Origin of the sequence: Streptococcus oralis (genome assembly GCF_023611505.1) — a bacterium.
GTDB lineage: Bacteria > Bacillota > Bacilli > Lactobacillales > Streptococcaceae > Streptococcus > Streptococcus oralis_CT.
Window position 1 is genome coordinate 1,511,887 of the sequence record NZ_CP097843.1, and the last position, 17,996, is coordinate 1,529,882.

The 17,996-nt window shown below is 41.5% G+C and carries 14 protein-coding genes and 1 pseudogene; 1 reads left to right on the top strand and 14 read right to left on the bottom strand.

Annotation, left to right across the window (positions count from 1 at the left end; all coding sequences use genetic code 11):
- Positions 1-17 precede the first annotated feature (17 nt).
- The 12 genes and pseudogenes from M9H69_RS07755 to M9H69_RS07805 all read right to left on the bottom strand — a co-directional run bounded on the left by M9H69_RS07755 (position 18) and on the right by M9H69_RS07805 (position 14,159).
- The gene (locus M9H69_RS07755; RefSeq protein ID WP_250315307.1) at positions 18-779 is read right to left on the bottom strand and encodes a nucleoside phosphorylase; all 762 of its coding nucleotides are present in this window, start codon (positions 777-779) and stop codon (positions 18-20) included.
- Positions 780-813: 34 nt separating this feature from the next.
- On the bottom strand, positions 814-1,431 hold the full coding sequence (gene cysE / locus M9H69_RS07760; protein WP_000539958.1) for a serine O-acetyltransferase: 618 nt from the start codon (positions 1,429-1,431) through the stop codon (positions 814-816).
- Positions 1,432-1,446: 15 nt separating this feature from the next.
- Positions 1,447-3,660, bottom strand: a complete 2,214-nt coding sequence (pnp, locus tag M9H69_RS07765) for a polyribonucleotide nucleotidyltransferase (RefSeq protein WP_250315308.1) — start codon at positions 3,658-3,660, stop codon at positions 1,447-1,449.
- Between the two features lie 449 nt (positions 3,661-4,109).
- Positions 4,110-4,976 carry a methylenetetrahydrofolate reductase [NAD(P)H] gene (metF, locus tag M9H69_RS07770; protein ID WP_250315309.1) on the bottom strand — a complete coding sequence of 289 codons (867 nt, stop codon included), beginning with the start codon at positions 4,974-4,976 and terminating at the stop codon, positions 4,110-4,112.
- Positions 4,977-5,039: 63 nt separating this feature from the next.
- Positions 5,040-7,289 (bottom strand): 5-methyltetrahydropteroyltriglutamate--homocysteine S-methyltransferase, encoded by a 2,250-nt coding sequence (gene metE, locus M9H69_RS07775; protein ID WP_250315310.1) that lies wholly within the window; start codon positions 7,287-7,289, stop codon positions 5,040-5,042.
- Positions 7,290-7,642: 353 nt separating this feature from the next.
- Entirely contained in the window at positions 7,643-7,936 is a 294-nt protein-coding gene (locus tag M9H69_RS07780; protein WP_250315311.1) for a helix-turn-helix domain-containing protein, read from the bottom strand.
- A complete protein-coding gene (locus M9H69_RS07785) occupies positions 7,926-8,291 on the bottom strand; it encodes a type II toxin-antitoxin system RelE/ParE family toxin (protein ID WP_250315312.1) in 366 nt (121 codons plus the stop codon). The genes M9H69_RS07780 and M9H69_RS07785 overlap by 11 nt, the downstream gene beginning before the upstream one ends.
- Before the next feature lie 156 nt (positions 8,292-8,447).
- Complete coding sequence (locus tag M9H69_RS07790) at positions 8,448-8,813, bottom strand: TIGR02328 family protein (protein WP_250315313.1); 366 nt, start codon at positions 8,811-8,813, stop codon at positions 8,448-8,450.
- On the bottom strand, positions 8,797-9,201 hold the full coding sequence (locus M9H69_RS07795; protein WP_250315314.1) for a YbgA family protein: 405 nt from the start codon (positions 9,199-9,201) through the stop codon (positions 8,797-8,799). Before M9H69_RS07795 ends, M9H69_RS07790 begins: the two co-directional genes overlap by 17 nt.
- A 212-nt stretch (positions 9,202-9,413) precedes the next feature.
- Positions 9,414-11,282, bottom strand: a complete 1,869-nt coding sequence (locus tag M9H69_RS07800) for a P-loop NTPase fold protein (protein WP_247924003.1) — start codon at positions 11,280-11,282, stop codon at positions 9,414-9,416.
- 107 nt (positions 11,283-11,389) lie between these two features.
- A pseudogene (locus M9H69_RS10415) lies at positions 11,390-11,488 on the bottom strand (DUF6261 family protein); the annotation flags it as partial.
- A 37-nt stretch (positions 11,489-11,525) separates the two neighbouring features.
- Positions 11,526-14,159 carry a DEAD/DEAH box helicase family protein gene (locus M9H69_RS07805; protein ID WP_250315315.1) on the bottom strand — a complete coding sequence of 878 codons (2,634 nt, stop codon included), beginning with the start codon at positions 14,157-14,159 and terminating at the stop codon, positions 11,526-11,528.
- 135 nt (positions 14,160-14,294) lie between these two features.
- Between M9H69_RS07805 and M9H69_RS07810 the strand changes: the two genes are divergently transcribed.
- Complete coding sequence (locus M9H69_RS07810) at positions 14,295-14,912, top strand: TVP38/TMEM64 family protein (RefSeq protein WP_250315316.1); 618 nt, start codon at positions 14,295-14,297, stop codon at positions 14,910-14,912.
- A gap of 46 nt (positions 14,913-14,958) precedes the next feature.
- Here the strand turns inward: M9H69_RS07810 and scrK are convergent, their stop codons facing one another.
- Positions 14,959-15,846 carry a fructokinase ScrK gene (gene scrK, locus M9H69_RS07815; RefSeq protein WP_084940993.1) on the bottom strand — a complete coding sequence of 296 codons (888 nt, stop codon included), beginning with the start codon at positions 15,844-15,846 and terminating at the stop codon, positions 14,959-14,961.
- 149 nt (positions 15,847-15,995) lie between these two features.
- On the bottom strand, positions 15,996-17,933 hold the full coding sequence (locus tag M9H69_RS07820; protein ID WP_250315317.1) for a sucrose-specific PTS transporter subunit IIBC: 1,938 nt from the start codon (positions 17,931-17,933) through the stop codon (positions 15,996-15,998).
- Between the last annotated feature and the right edge of the window lie 63 nt (positions 17,934-17,996).

The following is a 17,996-nucleotide window of genomic DNA, read 5'->3' on the forward strand; positions in this document are numbered from 1 at the left end:
ATTAGTAGAGAGTAATTTCAATCCAACTCTCTAGCAATCATTAATGCTATCTCAAAAAAAGTCACAGCATCTGCTTTTCTTTCTTCATATCTTGCATCCCACTCATGATTGTGATAGTCAACATAATCAGCCGTATAAAAAAATTGATAAACTTTTGCTTGTCGAAATTGTGCCCAAGCCATAATTGCTGAGGCTTCCATATCCACAACAGTCGCACCTGCTGCTAGTCTACGTTTGACCTTATCGGCTGTTTCACGATAGAAAGCATCTGTAGTCCAAGCCTTTGTTCGAATGTGCTCAATACCAGATTTATTCAAAGCCTCTTCCATGGTTAAGAGCAGAGTTTCGTCATAAACTACCTCATCACTAGCAGGAGCATAATGGTAACTTGTACCTTCATCACGTAGAGCTGAACTTGGTAGGATTATTTTATCTGCCTGAATAGACTGATCTAAAACTCCGCAAGAACCCAAAACAATAAAGTTCTTAAATCCTCTTGCCTTGAGTTCTTCTAAGAGTCCTACAACCATTGGGGCTCCAATAGTAGCCATAGCAACTGCTACCTTTCTCCCTTCTTTTTCATAGATATACCATGGGAATTTGCCATTTAGATTGGTTAGATAGCCAGCTTCATAAACACCTTCAAACTGCTTCACTCGTTCAACGATTTCTCCATTAAAAGATAAAATAATCGTATCACAAATTTCTCCACCACCACGAATACTTCGATCAGTTGGTTCGATAACAGCAGGTACATTTTCGAATTCTTCTAACAGCATTTACCTAACCTCCTACCTAAAGCATTACAACTCTCTACAAACCAGAAGACCTGTGACTAGCTTCTCTAGCATGCTCGAGTTTATTGACGTAGTACTCTCGTTTTTCTTCGACTTCGTGGATCATTGGTTCATCCTTCTGTCCATGAACTCGGACGATCTTAGCTGGAATACCGACAACTGTCACATCACTAGGTACGTCTGCGACGACTACTGCAGCAGCACCGACCTTGGCATTTTCACCGATTTCTACCGGTCCGATAACTTGGGCATGGGCCGATATGAGAGCTCCTTTACGCACAGTCGGATGGCGTTTGCCAACATCCTTCCCTGTTCCACCAAGAGTCACTCCGTGATAGAGAAGAACGCCTTTTTCAACAATCGCTGTCTCTCCAATTACCAATCCTGAACCGTGGTCGATAAAAACACCTGAGTCAATCTGGGCACCCGGATGAATCTCGATTTGGGTCCAAAAACGCCAAAACTGACTGTGCATCCGAGCCAGGAGTTTGAAGCCGTGCTTCCAGAGAAAATGCGAGAGACGGTGGGCAGCTAAGGCCTTGACACCTGGATAGGTCAGTAGAACCTCCAAACTGTTGCGTGCCGCTGGATCATTTTCTTTTACAATATCAATGGTTTCGCGCCACCATCCCATACATTTCTCCTTTTCTTATTCTGAATCTTTTGGTGTTTCTGTAACTTCTTTCTTAGGTTTGTGGTCCTTGTGATGACGTGGACGGTGAGGTCTCTCAGACTTTTCGCCCTTTTCATCATGCTCAGGTTTTGGTGGACGAGGAAGAAGAGCTTTCATAGAGGCATCGATACGGCCTTTTTCATCAATCTTGATAACCTTAACATCAACTTCATCGCCGATAGCTACCAAGTCTTCGACACGGTTGGTACGAGTCCAAGCCATTTCAGAAATGTGCACAAGTGCATCTGTCTTATCAAAGAGGTTGACAAAGGCCCCGAATTTCTCGATACGAACAACCTTGGCATGGTAAACTTCATCCACTTTGGCTTCACGAACCAAACCAGCAATGATTTCTTTAGTACGATTGATGGCATCTTGGTCGCTAGAGTAGATAGATACATTACCTTCTTCGTCGATATCAATCTTAACGCCTGTTTCAGCGATAATCTTGTCAATGGTTTCTCCACCTTTACCGATGACAATCTTGATCTTGTCTACATCAATCTTGATGGTATCAATTTTCGGAGCAGTTGGCGCCAATTCTGGACGAACTTCTGGAATGGTTGCTTCAATCACATCAAGGATTTCAAAACGAGCTTTCTTGGCTTGGGCAAGGGCTTCTGTCAAGATTTCCGCAGTAATCCCTTGGATCTTGATATCCATTTGGAGAGCTGTAATCCCGTCACGAGTACCTGCAACCTTGAAGTCCATATCTCCAAAGTGGTCTTCCAATCCTTGGATATCTGTCAATACTGTGTAGTTATTTCCATCTGAGATAAGTCCCATAGCAATACCAGCTACTGGCGCCTTGATTGGCACACCACCAGCCATAAGGGCAAGTGTTCCCGCACAGATAGATGCTTGAGATGAAGAACCGTTTGATTCCAAAACTTCTGCTACTAGACGGATAGCATATGGGAATTCTTCCAAACTTGGCAAGACTTGAGCAAGAGCACGCTCACCAAGAGCACCGTGACCAATCTCACGACGACCTGGCGCACCATAACGACCAGTTTCCCCGACAGAGTATTGTGGGAAGTTATAGTGGTGCATAAAGCGTTTCTTGTACTCTGGGTCCAAGCCATCGATGATTTGAGTTTCCCCCATCGGAGCCAAGGTCAAGACTGAAAGAGCCTGAGTTTGGCCACGAGTGAAGAGACCGGAACCATGCACACGAGGAAGGAAGTCAACCTGCGCATCTAAAGGACGGATTTCATCGACCTTACGACCGTCAGGACGAACCTTATCTTCTGTGATCAAACGGCGCACTTCAGCGTGTTCCATTTGTTCCAAGATTTCAGCCACATCACGCATGATACGGTCAAATTCTTCGTGGTCTGCATATTTTTCTTCGTAAACAGCAGTTACTTGATCCTTAACTGCTTGAGTAGCAGCTTCACGAGCCAATTTTTCTTCGACTTGAACGGCTTTTTGAAGGTCGCTGTTATAGACTGCGATGATTTCAGCCTGTAATTCAGCATCTACGTGAAGCAGTTCCACTTCTGCTTTTTCTTTACCAACTGCAGCAACGATTTCTTCTTGGAAGGCAATCAATTCTTTGACTGCTTCGTGCCCTTTGAGAAGGGCTTCCAACATGATTTCTTCTGACAATTCTTTGGCACCAGACTCAACCATGTTAATAGCGTGCTTGGTACCAGCTACTGTCAATTCAAGAAGAGATTGCTCTGCTTGTTCTTGAGTAGGGTTGATGATGATTTGACCATCGACATAGCCCACTTGTACCCCAGCGATTGGTCCGTCAAATGGAATATCTGAGATAGACAATGCCAAAGATGAACCGAACATGGCTGCCATTGGTGCAGATGCATTTTCATCATAAGAAAGCACAGTGTTGATCACTTGCACTTCGTTACGGAAACCTTCCGCAAACATCGGACGGATTGGACGGTCAATCAAACGCGCTGTCAAAGTCGCATCTGTTGAAGGACGTCCTTCACGTTTCATAAAGCCACCAGGAAACTTCCCAGCCGCATACATTTTTTCTTCGTAGTTGACTTGAAGTGGGAAGAAATCCCCAGTTGCCATTTTCTTAGACATAACGGCCGCAGTCAGTACAGTTGACTCACCGTAACGCACAACAACAGCGCCATTTGCTTGCTTAGCAACCTGACCAGTCTCTACGATTAACTCACGACCCGCAAAAGTCGTTTGAAACACTTGTTTTGTCATTTTAATCCCCTTTGGATTGATGAAATTATACGCCTTGCCTACAAAGATCAAGATACTAAGCCGTTAAGCAACTCAAAGGAAAATAGGAAATCGAACGACGGAGCGACTGCTCCTAGGTAGATTTATCTTTTTCCACAGAGTTGTAGGCGTGTTCAATTATCAAGATACAAATCATTAGAAAGGATTGATGCTAAAGCATCTAAGCCTTTCACGCTAATCGCTATCATGCGATTAGCTAAATGCTTTACTAACTCCTTTGTCAAATAATATCGATTTGACTCGCTCGTGTCGCTAAATCTTGCAATTTGAATGCATTGTATTATTTTATACCCTCATCTTTGTATCAAGTACGTACAGAGTCTATTTTATCATATTTTTCTTAAAAAGTGCGGGCTTTTCTATTAAAAAGGAACCATTCCCCTCACCTGAGAAGAATGGTTTGCTTTTTATTATCCTAAAGACTTATGATTAAACAAGGCATGGGTTGCTTGGTGGATGTATTTGGCTGTTTCAGCATTATTCATGGTGTAGAGATGCACACCTGCGACATCCTGGGTCACCAAGTCCACGATCTGATCCACGGCATAGGCAAGTCCTGCTGCTCTGAGCGACTCAGGGTCATGCTCATACTTGTCTAAGATGGCCTTAAATTTACGTGGAAGGTGGATATTCTCACAAGTCTTCAAGAGACGAAGCGCTTGGTTACGGTTCAGAATGGGCATAATCCCCGCATGAATAGGAACATCAATCCCTGCCAAGGTACACTTGTCTTGGAAATCATAGAAACGCTCATTGTCAAAGAAAAGCTGCGTTACAAGGCTTGAACAGCCTGCATCCACTTTCTTCTTGAGATTTTGAATATCCGAGATCTGGTTTGGCGAGTCAGGGTGCCCTTCTGGATAGCAAGCGCCAACAATATCAAAGTGAGGGGCTTGTTCCTTGATGAACTCGATCAAGTCCGTTGCATAGCGGAAATCCTTTTGTGGTTCCACATCTGGGATGATATCTCCACGCAGGGCCAAGATTTTCTGTACCCCAACCTTATCCAAGTCTGCAATGGTTTCAGCAACCTTGTCCTTGGTCAGATAGATAGCTGGTAAGTGGGCAATAGTTGGAATCGCCAAGTCATTCTGGATAAAGTCAGCCAAACGAACCGTTGTTTCCTTGATATTAAATTTATTATTGCTAGCAGTCACACTGATAAAGTGCGGTGTTAACTCTCGCATATCCTGCAAGGCAGAAATAATTTTATCATTACCCACTGCTGGGTTTGGAGGGAACACTTCAAATGAGAGTGACGGTGTTTGGCGTGACATATGTAATAACCTTTTCTAGTTGATTTCTTTTTGAACAACCATTGTATGGAGAGAAATCGAATCTTACAATTTCTCACGCGCAGCTTTTGCAGCTTCTACAAGGCGGATCAAGCTTTCTTTTGTTTCTGGAATACCACGTGTTTTCAAACCACAGTCAGGGTTGATCCAAACTTTCTTGCTTGGAACTTTGGCAAGAATAGCATCGATTGTGTGGTCGATTTCGCCTTCATTTGGCACACGAGGTGAGTGGATATCGTATACCCCAGGTCCCACTTCTGTTTGGAAGTTTTTCGCTTTGAGTTCGTCCAAGATTTCAAGGTTTGAACGGCTTGCTTCAAAGGAAATAACGTCCGCATCCATGTTGTCGATAGCTGGGATGATATCTGTAAATTCTGAGTAACACATGTGAGTGTGGATTTGAGTATCTGGCGCAACTGTTGAGTGTACCAAGCGGAAGGCAGGAATGGCCCAGTCAAGGTAGTCTTCGTACCAGTCGCTACGACGGAGTGGCAATTTTTCACGAAGAGCAGCCTCGTCGATTTGGATGATTTTCACACCTGCAGCTTCAAGGTCAAGAACTTCATCCTTAATAGCAAGAGCGATTTGAAGAGTAGAATCCTTGATAGAGATGTCTTCACGTGGGAATGACCAGTTGAGGATGGTAACAGGCCCAGTCAACATACCCTTAACAGGTTTGTCCGTACGACTTTGTGCGTAGCTAGACCATTTGACAGTGATTGGGTTGAGACGAGTGACATCACCCCAGATGATTGGTGGTTTCACCCCACGCATACCGTATGATTGTACCCAACCATTCTTAGAGAAGAGGTAACCTGACAAGTTTTGACCGAAGTACTCAACCATGTCGTTACGCTCGAACTCACCGTGTACAAGTACGTCAAATCCAACTTCTTCTTGCCATTTAATCCATTCATCGATGGTTTCAGCAAGGAAAGCGTCATACTCTTCTTGAGTCAACTCACCCTTACGGAAGGCCAAACGTTTTGCACGAACTTCTTTTGTTTGAGGGAATGAACCGATGGTTGTTGTTGGAAGAGCTGGAAGTTTGAAAGCGTCTTCTTGGATGACTTCACGTTCAGCAAAGGCTGGCAAACGAGTGTAGTCTGCTTCCGTCAAACCAGCGATGCGCGCACGAAGTTCTGCATTTTCACCCACACGTTCAGTCGCAAAAAGTTCTTTGTTAGCTGCAAGAGCTTCTGCGCCTTGACCGTTGCGGATAGCATCCAAGTCACGAAGTTCTTCCAATTTTTCAACCGCAAAGGCAAAGTGGTTCAAGATAGCTGGCTCAAATTCTTCGTTAGCAGTTGTAAATGGTACATGAAGAAGGGAGCATGAGCTTGTCAAAACGATGTTTTCAGCTGGGATTTGCTCAAGAACAGCCAAACTCTTTTCGTAATTGTTGCGCCAGATGTTTTTACCATTGACAATACCTGCATAAAGAGTCTTGTCCGCTGGGAAACCACCTTTAACGAGTTCAAGAGTTTTCTTACCTTCAACGAAGTCCAAACCGATGGCATCTACTGGCAAGTTCACAAGATCAGCGTAAACGTCACGAACGTCACCGAAGTAAGTTTGAAGCAAGACTTCAAGACCTTTTTTGTCAGCCAAGAGTTTGTTGTAGAGATTCAAGAAGAGAGCTTTTTCTTCAGCTGTCAAGTCTTTGACAAGAGCCGCTTCGTCGAGTTGGATGCGAGTCGCACCAAGTTCCGCCAATTTAGCAAAAACTTCTTGGTAAGCAGCTACTAAGCTATCTACAAAGTCTTCTGCTTTCACGCCTTCTTCAAAGTCTGATAATTGAAGGAAAGTGAATGGACCTACAAGAACAGGACGAGTGTTCAATCCAAGTTCTTTTGCTTCTTGGAACTCATCAAAGATCTTATGACCAGCCAATTTAACTTGAGTGTCTTTTTCAAACTTAGGAACGATGTAGTGGTAGTTGGTGTTGAACCATTTCTTCATTGGAAGGGCACGAACATCCCCTTTTTCACCTTGGTAACCACGCGCCAAAGCAAAGTAGCGCTCAAGTTCTGATAATTCCAAGTTTTGAACAGATGCAGGAACCACGTTGAAGAGGAAGGCCGCATCTAGGAAGTTGTCATAGTGAGAAAAGTCATTTGATGGGATTTCAGTGATGCCTTTTTCTTTGACAATGTTCCAGTGTTTTGCGCGCAAGTCTTTTGCGGCTGCAAGGAGTTCTTCTTCTGAGATTTCTTTTCTAAAGTATTTTTCAGTTGTAAATTTTAATTCGCGGAATTCGCCCAAACGAGGGAAACCGATGATAGTAGTTGACATGATGTGTCCTCCAAAAATTGTTGTTGAAACTATCTTAACAGAAAAGAAACTGTCTGTATAATTGTAAATAATTAGGCTTTGATATAGTTTGAAACTATATCACTCTTTTGGTCAAAAGAAAAAGACTTGAGACCAGCATCTCAAATCCTTTGTATAGCTTGTTTGGTGGCTGTATATTAGTTGGAATGCTCAAACGAGCTATTGACGATTCTTATAAGTGCCTATGGCTTGTTATTAGAAAAAACTATAGGTTGGTTTTCCTTTGGTATTTTTGATATTTCCCTTGAAAAGTGCGGACGGAAGATGAAATTGTCCAGTGGATGATTTTAGAAATCCTAGAAATTTCATCCCTATCAATTTTTTTCCTGTTCAAGTGGGACGACTGCTAGTGTCTTGCCTAAACTGGCTAAAACTTTCAAAACCGTATCCAATTGAGGGCTAGTCTTGCCTGTTTCCATCCTAGCTATGACGGGCTGACTTACTCCACTGAGTTCCTCTAGCTTTTTCTGACTGATTCCTTGATCTCGTCTGGCCTCAATCAACTCACTCATGATAGCTACTCGCATATCACTTTCAAGTATTTCCTCCTTGGTAAAAAGTTCTGACCGAACATCCTTCCAATTACTTCCAATGGCACTATTCTTCATCACTTAACCCTCTTTCTTTTAAGTCCTTCAGTTCACGCTTGGCTTTATCAATTTCTCTCCTAGGAGTTTTCTGAGTCTTTTTGACAAAATGATGTAAGAGAACAAAACTCCCATCAAGCCACGCTACAAATAAAATCCTATCTCTAAGAGGTCTTAGTTCCCAAATCTCATCTTCTAAATGTTTGATATAGGGTTCACCAGTTCTAGTCCCATGATGACTAAGCAACTCGATATAGTCATTTAGTTTATTGAGTTTGATGCGACTATCCTTACTCTTCTTTCTAGCCAATTCTCTCATGTAATCTAAGACTGGCTCGTTTCCATTTTTGTCCTTATAGAAGTAAATCGTATGCATCAAATAGCCTATTTCTAATTCAATTATAACTCAAAAGTTATTAAAAGTAAATTCTAATACCCATAAAAAGAAGACCTTAGAATCATTCTAAAGGTCTCATCTTTATTATTCGAAAAAATTATGAGAAGAGTTATAATGTGGAGCTAATCCTTACTCTTACTCCAGCTCAATGCCTTTCTCTCGGAGATTAGCCAGACATTCCTCATAGTATCCTGCATCATGCTCACTATAGATGGGCTTGCCTAGCTTCTCCTCTGCTAAATCTTGATAAGAAGAGCAGGTCTTACCGCGGTAGTTCTTGTCCAGCCACTCTGGACTGACCTTATAGCCACGGTCAGCCATCTCCTCCATGATCAAGCGATGATAGGCATAGAGACGATAGGGCGAGTGGGTAAAGACATAATCAACCGTCGCATGCTTTCTGCCCCAGCCATTGCCACGTAGGGCGCAGCACTCTCGATGTTGCCCCAAGAGTTGAGGACGGGGAAGCTGTGAAATCAAAGCCTCATGCCAAAGTCTCATGGGAGTCTCCTTTCAGTAAAGTCGAATGTTGCAAGTAGGTATTTGGATAGCGATTAAGCAACTCTCGAGTTTTAGTAATCAAGTCTTCCTTAGAAGCCTGACCAAAGCGATAGCGATCAAGCAAAAGCATATAGTCTTTGCGCTCAACATCTGTCGCTTTCTTTTTGAAATAACCCCAAATATGCTGAAAGGCATTGCAAACCTGACCTCTATGCTCTGGGATTTGACAGGCACGGTCGATCAGTTCTTGAACATGACTTACCTCCACCTGTTCATTCTTGAGATATTGACGAATCTCATTGTAAATATTGCTGGAATGGCTCAAAACGAGATATTTGTTTCTAGCCCAGAGTTGTTGGCACTGGGATTTTTGGTTAGTTTGTTCCATGTTTCTCCTTGCTATCTATCCGTTTCCAGGAAATATGGAAACAAAGTTTTGTCTAAACCTCTTTCAAAAAATGTATTATTTCTCCTATTTTATCATAATTCTATAAAAACCACTCGACCTGAGTAGAGCAAGTAATTTTTATATAAAATGCTAATTTAGTGTAACGGTAAGAAATAAGCAATAAACTAGAAAAATACCCAAATTTTAAAATCCTAATCCCTGCGTCTATGTTCTCCATCTATTTTCTCATCAAATGTGAATCCTTTTGATTCCAGCTGATCAAGTTTCAGGCGAATCTTTTTAATAACATCCTCCCTATAATCTTCAAAATCATGTGGTGGTTCAAAAGTGTATTTACCTATCCAAAGAGTATAGATCATATTTTCTGGGATAATATCAAAATCAAAATAATTCTCATCAGTAGATAGAATCCCTTGAAATTTCCAAAATGATAAAAATTCCTTATCTCCAAAACAATCTATCGCATTCCATATACTACTATCCCATTTCTTAAATTGCCCAAATTTATTAACCGCACTTAGATAGGTCAATAGGAAGAAATCTTTCCGATTTAGCTTGGCAAAATTTTCATTATTAATCTCTAATTTTGTATAGTGAAGTCCCAAATCATGGAAGCTAAGTACTCTATGCTTTTCCATAAAATAAATGATTTCAGACTGGTCTAAACCTTCTTTCCTAAGAATAGTTTCCCAAAAATTTACAATCCTAGCTATTGTTTCCTTGCTTAAAGGAGTATTTCTCTCATATCTAGGGATTTCTTCATTCAATTTTTCTTCAACAATATAGTCCATTGCAGAGCTATTATAAGATTTCAGAGATTCCTGTATAGTAATACGTAGTAGTTTAGCTTTCTGAATTTCAGAAAAAGATTTATATTCGCTTGAGAGATATTGATAAAAATCTTTGTTATAGTTTGCCTCTCTTAGTTCTCTGGATAATTCATTACTGTCTGTTTCAAGTAATGTATTAAATTCCTCTTTTGTATGATTTAGAGGTTCTTCATAGAGAAAATAGGCTGGTTTATTCTTTTTATAGTTCGGTGGATATTGGTTATGGTCTGATTGCTGAATGTCAGATAATATTTCCTGTATGCTTCGTCCAAACTTGAAAATCTCTGTAAAACTTGTTTCTTCATCATCCTTAACTTTTATTTCTTCGTTCTTTAATAGTTGTTTATATAATTCAGGATAAAAAAGATAAGCGTAGATAATCCAAAGTTGCTGTTCTTCTTGAACATGTTCAAACTTCTTCCTTGAAAAGAATTCTTGATTGACATAGTCATTAAAATGATTACGATCTCGCAAATTTCTGTTTTCAAAGCTAAACCTTCTCCAAAAATCATCTGACAAACTCGTATTGAGTTTTTTACTTAACAACTCAAAATAATCTTGCCAAATATTTGATGGGTGAAGAACAAATGGTAGTTCTATCCGTCTATCAATAATTTTAGAGAGGAAATTATTGTCGTTAAGATGTACTTTCTCAATATCTCCAACAAAAACAATTGGAATCTTGCCATTAAGCAAGCTAAAAATTTTATAACTCTCCTCTTGTTGTTTGTTAGACATTCGATCAAAATCATCAATAACTAATACTTTTCGAGATAATGATAGACATTTAGAAGTTAGTAAACAACTGTAAAAACCATCTGATTTGATTTTAAAAAATTGATAGATTGCTACTAATAAAACAATACTCCCAATAATTAATTTAACACAAAAAGATTCAAAAAAAGAACTTAAACCCAAATCAACTACATTAGTCATTAAGATAGAAACTGCGACACATAAAACTATGAAAATCCTTAAAAGGCTATATACCAACGGGTGTAATTTTGAAAAAACAATCTCAATCGTTGAGCGGTTATCGCTTAATCTCCAAAAGTCTATCGTAACTAATTTTTTATTAGTATTCTTACCAACTTCAACTAGAAATTCTGTTTTTCCAGAACCCCAGTTCCCATTTAAGAAATAAGTTTTATTTTCTTCAAGTAATTTAGCAACATTTTTAGCTGCTACTGAAGTATCAATGTGCTTTAATGTAATAAATCTATCATCCATAGTATTTCTTTCTAAAAAACAAAATATTTCATAGCGCCTACTCTTATAAAAATTATACCACGAATCCACAAAAATCCCCTTAGAAATCCATTTCTAAGGGGTTGTCCTTATCCAGCTACTTGTTCTATTTCTTCTACTTTAACTTTCTTCTCCTTCTTACTTGAGCTAGTCAATCGTCTCTTACTGTCTCTAATTGTGTTTATATTTTAAGAGAATTTACTTATTTATCTCTTGTAAACTCCCCTACTCCAACCGGCTCTTAACCTTCTTCTTAGTCAAGGTACGGTCGTTTTTATTGGAGAGAGCTTTGATACGAGCTTCGAGAAGAGTTTTCCGTCCGGCCTCTGTTCGTGTGTAGACGAGGTGATAATGTCCGATAGTCGGAGTCAGAAAGTCGAGGAATTTCTGCGCTTCTTCCTTGCGCTTGTCAAAAAGACTAGGCACGGCATAGTAAGGTGACTGATCTTGTCGGACTTTCTCTGCCTTCAAGAGATAGCGCTGGTTGTCCACTGGAGCAAAGAACTCTCCCACAGTCTGAGCAAACAACTCCTTGTCCCTCATGCTTCCTCCCTTGAGATAGGCAAAGACCATGTAGTTTTCTTTGTCCTCCTCTACATGAACACGGGATTGATCATCCGCTAGATGCCCCGAATCTAGCAGAGCCTTTCGGATCTGCTCACCCAGAGATTGCAAACGTTTATAGGGGCTCTTATAGGAGAGGTAGCGCCAAGATGCAAAGGCCAAGAAGAGGAGGCAGGTTGCTGTAAGCCACCAAACTCTAATCAGTCTCAATCTAAACAACAAGAGCAATAAATCCACTGCTAGGAGCAACAAAGACAGGCGAACCCATTTTAAGGCATCAAGCAAGAGCATGACTGGGATCTTCTGTTGTTGAGCAGCGACTTCAGTGACAATCTCAAATCGATTTGCCACTACGAGAGCATCTTGCCATTTTTTGCGCAAGCATGCTCGATCCTTGGAGAGACTCTTAACTCGCTCATTATACTCGCTGATTTGCTTTTTCCTAAAGGGGGGCTTTGGAAAATCCAAACGATCCAAACCGGTCTCAATACTCTCCTGATTATAGGCCAAGCCAAGAAAATGCTCCATCCGTCTCGACAAGGTCTGCAGATCCTGATTGCTCTCTGGTCTAGGCTCCTCACCAGGAAGAGTGATAAGTGCTTGCGCTTGAACGGCTACCAGATGCCAGATGTTGCTGGTCTTTTCTGGATGCCCCGGCCAGATACGAATGGCACGCCCGCGCATCTGGTTACTCAGCATAAAGCTCCCCACAAAGCTTCCGAGGATTAGGGAATTAACACAAGGAGCATCCCATCCCTCTCCGAGGAGAGATTTGGTTCCGACTAGGACTTGAATCCGCCCTCGTTGAAAAAGCTCCGTCACTGCCGCTACGATTCCCTTAGCTGAGCTCGGAAAACCGACCTGCACATAATCTTTTTGATCTAAGTGACCAATAGATGAGAAACTAAGAGGAACCTGAGGCAAGAGTTCCTTCAACTCTGCTACCACATCGGTAGGCAAAATAACGACACTACCTGACAAGACAGCCAAAGATACAGGAATCTCTTGCTCCTGAGCTTTTCGACGAATGCTTTCAAAATAAGGGAGAATCCCCAACTGAGAAATGGTTGCCTGATTATCTCCCAGATAGGTAGCAAAATCCTTGCGAATATAGTCAGCTAGTACTAACTGTCTCAGTTCCTGACCTAGACTCTCATACTCCGTCAAGAAGATATCGACAATGGCAGACAACTTCCCCAGAGATTGGGTTAAAAGCTGGTCAGAAGCCTTAGACTTAACCAGATAAACCTGACGTTTTTCCACCAACCCACGCGCCTTCAAGTCAGCCTCTAACTTTTTCTTATATCCATCTGGATCCTCATACCAATCTGGTGTCTGATAGAGTATGCTCTGCAACAGCGTCTCCAGCCAGTAGGAGGTCAATGCTGGAAGCTTCTGGGTTCCCAGTAAATTTTGCAAAGAGGGAGGAATCGTTAACCCCTGAGAATGCATATAAATCAACATAGCAGACAAGTACTTGGGATCTTCTAAGAGCAAATCAGATGAAATATCCCCTTTGAGGACCTTAGACCCTGCTACAAATGTTTGAAAATCAGAATCGACTATAAGCTGATGGATATACTCCCACTTTCTATCTTCAAACTGCCTGAGGTGTTCCGACTCTTCAGCTGTTGGTGAACAGATATAAACAAAATCCTGATGAGGACAGAGGGTGTCTTCCTTGACTAGTTCAGGTACCGTAATTTCTTGGTCAATTTCCCCACACATACGGATATAGCGTTCCCAGAGTTCAGGCTCGCTGTCATAAGGTGGTGTCGCTGTCAGGGAGATGACTTGCAGCTGTTCATACTGCTTGCGAAAGGCTTCCAGACTTTTCCACCATTCATTGCGCAGGTGGTGGCATTCATCCAAGCAAAGAGTCGCAACTTTCTGAGCTCTTAGACTTGCAAGCAAATCAAACCCCACAAAATCCTCTGCTTCTCCATCTTCTTGTGATTGCAATTGGTTCATGGCGCTATGAAAAGCCTGATAGGTCACAATCGTTAATGCTTTCATCTCCTTTAAGTTTTGGGAAACGAGATCTGAAATCTTCTGTTCGTTCTCTAAAAAGGCTGTTTGGATCCTATCTACCCATTGTTCACGAATGGTGACAGTTGGAACCAAGACAAGGGCTGGATTGCCAAAACGAGCGATCAGCTCGATACCAATGGTGGTCTTGCCGGACCCTGGTGCCGCCACTAGGTGAACATGACCATCTGTTTGATAGCTCTGAAAACGATCTAAGACTTCCTTTTGATACTTTCTCCATCTTCCTTTAAATTTTAAATCTAACATTTCTTTCACCATTATATCTCTTGACTTACTCCTTTAATTGTACCACACTTATATAAAAAGCAAGATAAGGAATCAAATTAGTCTTTATAAGAAAAATATGGTATAGTAGAATCATACTATCTATGAGGAGTTTACATGTCACAGGATAAGCAAATGAAAGCTGTTTCTCCCCTTCTACAGCAAGTCATCAATATCTCATCTATCATCGGGGGAGTCGGCACCTTGATTTTCTGTATTTGGGCCTATCAGGCGGGTGTTTTACAGTCCAAGGAAACCCTATCGGCCTTTATCCAGCAAGCCGGTGTTTGGGGACCACCACTCTTTATCTTTTTACAGATCCTACAAACCGTTGTTCCGATCATTCCGGGAGCTTTGACCTCAGTGGCTGGGGTCTTTATTTACGGCCACATCATTGGAACCATCTATAATTATATCGGCATCGTGATTGGCTGTGCTATTATCTTTTACCTCGTGCGCCTCTACGGAGCTGCCTTTGTCCAGTCCGTCGTCAGCAAGCGCACTTATGACAAATACATCGGTTGGTTAGATAAGGGCAATCGTTTCGAACGTTTCTTTATCTTTATGATGATCTGGCCAGTTAGCCCAGCTGACTTTCTCTGCATGCTGGCTGCCCTGACCAAGATGACCTTCAAGCGCTATATGATTATCATCGTTTTGACCAAGCCCTTTACACTAGTAGTCTATACTTATGGTTTGACCTATATTATTGATTTCTTCTGGCAGATGTTTTGAGAATAGAAAAATCCGTTTGGTTTCCCAAACGGATTTTTTGTTTGTTTTATTTTGCGACACTCTTAGCAAGGACAAAGTTTCCAAGTGTGGCAGAACCATTACCTGCGACTGCTGGTGTCACGATATAGTCACGCACGTCTGGTACTGGTAGGTAGCCGTTGAGGAGAGCTGTGAATTTCTCACGTACACGGTCCAGCATGTGTTGTTGGGCCATAACCCCACCACCAAAGACGATCACGTCTGGACGAAAAGTCACTGTAGCATTGACCGCAGCTTGAGCGATATAGTAGGCTTGAACATCCCAGACAGAATTATTGAGTTCGATGTTTTCACCACGAACACCTGTACGAGCTTCCAGACTTGGTCCAGCCGCGAAGCCTTCTAAACAGCCTTTGTGGAAAGGACAAACACCGTTGAATTCTTTTTCAATATCCATTGGGTGTTTGGCTACATAGTAGTGCCCCATTTCAGGGTGACCTACACCACCGATAAACTCACCACGTTGGATAACACCTGCACCAATCCCTGTACCGATCGTGTAGTAGACCAAGTTTTCGATATGACCGCCAGCATTGTTACGGGCAACCACTTCACCATAAGCAGAGCTGTTTACGTCTGTAGTGAAATACATGGGTACGTTGAGGGCGCGACGGAGAGCACCAAGCAAGTCTACATTTGCCCAATGTGGTTTTGGAGTTGTTGTGATAAAGCCATAAGTTTTTGAGTTTTTGTCGATATCGATCGGACCAAATGATCCGACAGCAAGACCAGCAAGGTTATCGAATTTTGAAAAGAACTCAATGGTTTTATCGATGGTCTCGATAGGAGTTGTTGTAGGAAATTGTGTTTTTTCTACAATGTTAAAATTTTCATCTCCGACAGCACAGACAAACTTTGTACCGCCTGCTTCTAAGCTTCCGTATAATTTTGTCATGATAAACCTCTTATCTTTGTTTTCTCTATTATAGCACATTTTGAAAGTCTACATTTCTCTATATTTTAGATTTTCCTCTGTAAATCTTACCATTCAAGTAAAAACGAACAAACATGACATTTGTTCGTTTTCACTTTAGAAAGGATTGATTAGATTTTCACTTCAATAACGGCATCACCCTTAACAACTGAACCGCTTGCGACTGGTGTCACAGAAGCGTAGTCTGCTGTGTTGGTTACGATAACCATTGTTGTGTCGTCAAGACCTGCAGCAGCGATTTTGTTTGAGTCAAAGGTTCCAAGAACGTCACCTGCTTTGACCTTGTCTCCTTGAGCAACTTTTGCTTCAAAACCTTCACCATTCATAGATACAGTATCGATACCAACGTGGATCAAGATTTCAGCTCCATTTGCTGTCTTCAAACCGTAAGCATGTCCTGTAGCAAAGGCGATCGATACTTCAGCATCAGCTGGTGCGTAAACCACGCCTTGGCTTGGTTTTACAGCGATCCCTTGTCCCATTGCACCACTTGCAAATACTGGGTCATTGACATTCTCAAGAGCAACTACGTCACCAACGATTGGAGTTTGGATTGTTTCATTTTGAAGAGTATCAAACTCTTCCACTACTGGTGCTTCTACTGTAGTTTCAGTAACTGTTTCTGCAGTTGCTGCTGCAGCCTCATCAGCAAAGACACCTGCCGCTTTTGTTTTACCATAGAAATAAGTTAAAGCAAAGGCTGCAACAAATGAAATCACTTCTGCAACTACATACATAGGGATTGAACCCGCTTTAATAGATAGGAATCCGATAAATCCAGCTGCTCCCAAAGAAACAGCAATGACATGGGTCAAACCTGCCACAAAGGCACCAACTGCTGAACCAGCAAGAGCACAGAAGAATGGGAATTTATATTTCAAGTTCACCCCAAATAGGGCAGGCTCAGTAATCCCAAGGAAAGCAGAGACAGCCGCAGAACTTGACAATCCTTTAGTTTTAGCATTTTTAGTCAAGAAGTAGATTGCGAGAGTGGCTGCACCTTGCGCCACGTTTGCCATTGAAGCAACAACAAAGATGTAGTCACCAAATCCAGTACCGTTATTATTGTATGCCGATAATAACTGAGTTTCAATAGCAGGGAATGATTGGTGAAGCCCCGTCATAACAATCAATGAGTATGTACCACCAAAGAGCCCCATACCAAATGCACCTGTAGTATTGTATAGCCATACAATAACATTAGTAATCGCATCAGAAACCACCAACATCACAGGACCAATAACTGTAAAAGTTAGGAATCCTGTAATCATAACTGATAAAAGCGGAGTAAAGGTGAAGTCAACCGCAGAAGGCAATTTCTTGTGGAAGAATTTTTCTAAAGTTGCCAACAACCAGACAGCTACAAGGACTGGGATTACTTGATAAGCATAGTTTGTTTGTGTAACATGGAAACCTAAAATATCCCAAAAAGCTTCTTTACCACCCAAATCTGGTGTGGTCATAATCATACCGATAGCCGCACCAAGAAATTGGTTTGCCCCAAAACGTTTAGCTGCTGAAATCCCTACTAAAACAGGTAAGAACATAAATGGGGCAGCAGACATCAATTGAATCATCGCTGAGATCCCTTTGATAGCAGGGTACATGTCTTCAATAGATTGAGGTCCAAATAAGTCTGGTGATGTCAAGAAGTTACGTAATGCCATCAAAAGACCACCCGCAACCAATGCAGGAATGATTGGAACAAAGATGTCTGACAAAAGCTTAATCAAATCCATCAATGGATTAAATTTTTTGTCTTTATTCGCAATCTCTTTTAAATCATCTGTGGAAACTTCTTTCAAACCTGTTTTTTTGATGATTTCTGCATATACAAAGTTAACGTCTCCGGGACCAATAATAATTTGGTATTGTCCGTTTGTGCTAAATGTACCTTTAACATCAGCATTGTTATCTAAAGCTGCTTGGTTTACTTTTGTTTCATCTTTTAATACCAGACGAAGGCGGGTCGCACAATGTGCTGCAGCTACAAGATTCTCTTTGCCGACAGCCTCAATGACCTCGGCAGCAACTTTACTATAATCCATAGCAAAAATCTCCTTATAAAATTTTGTTCTTATTTGAAAGCGATTTTATTCGCCCTACGACTA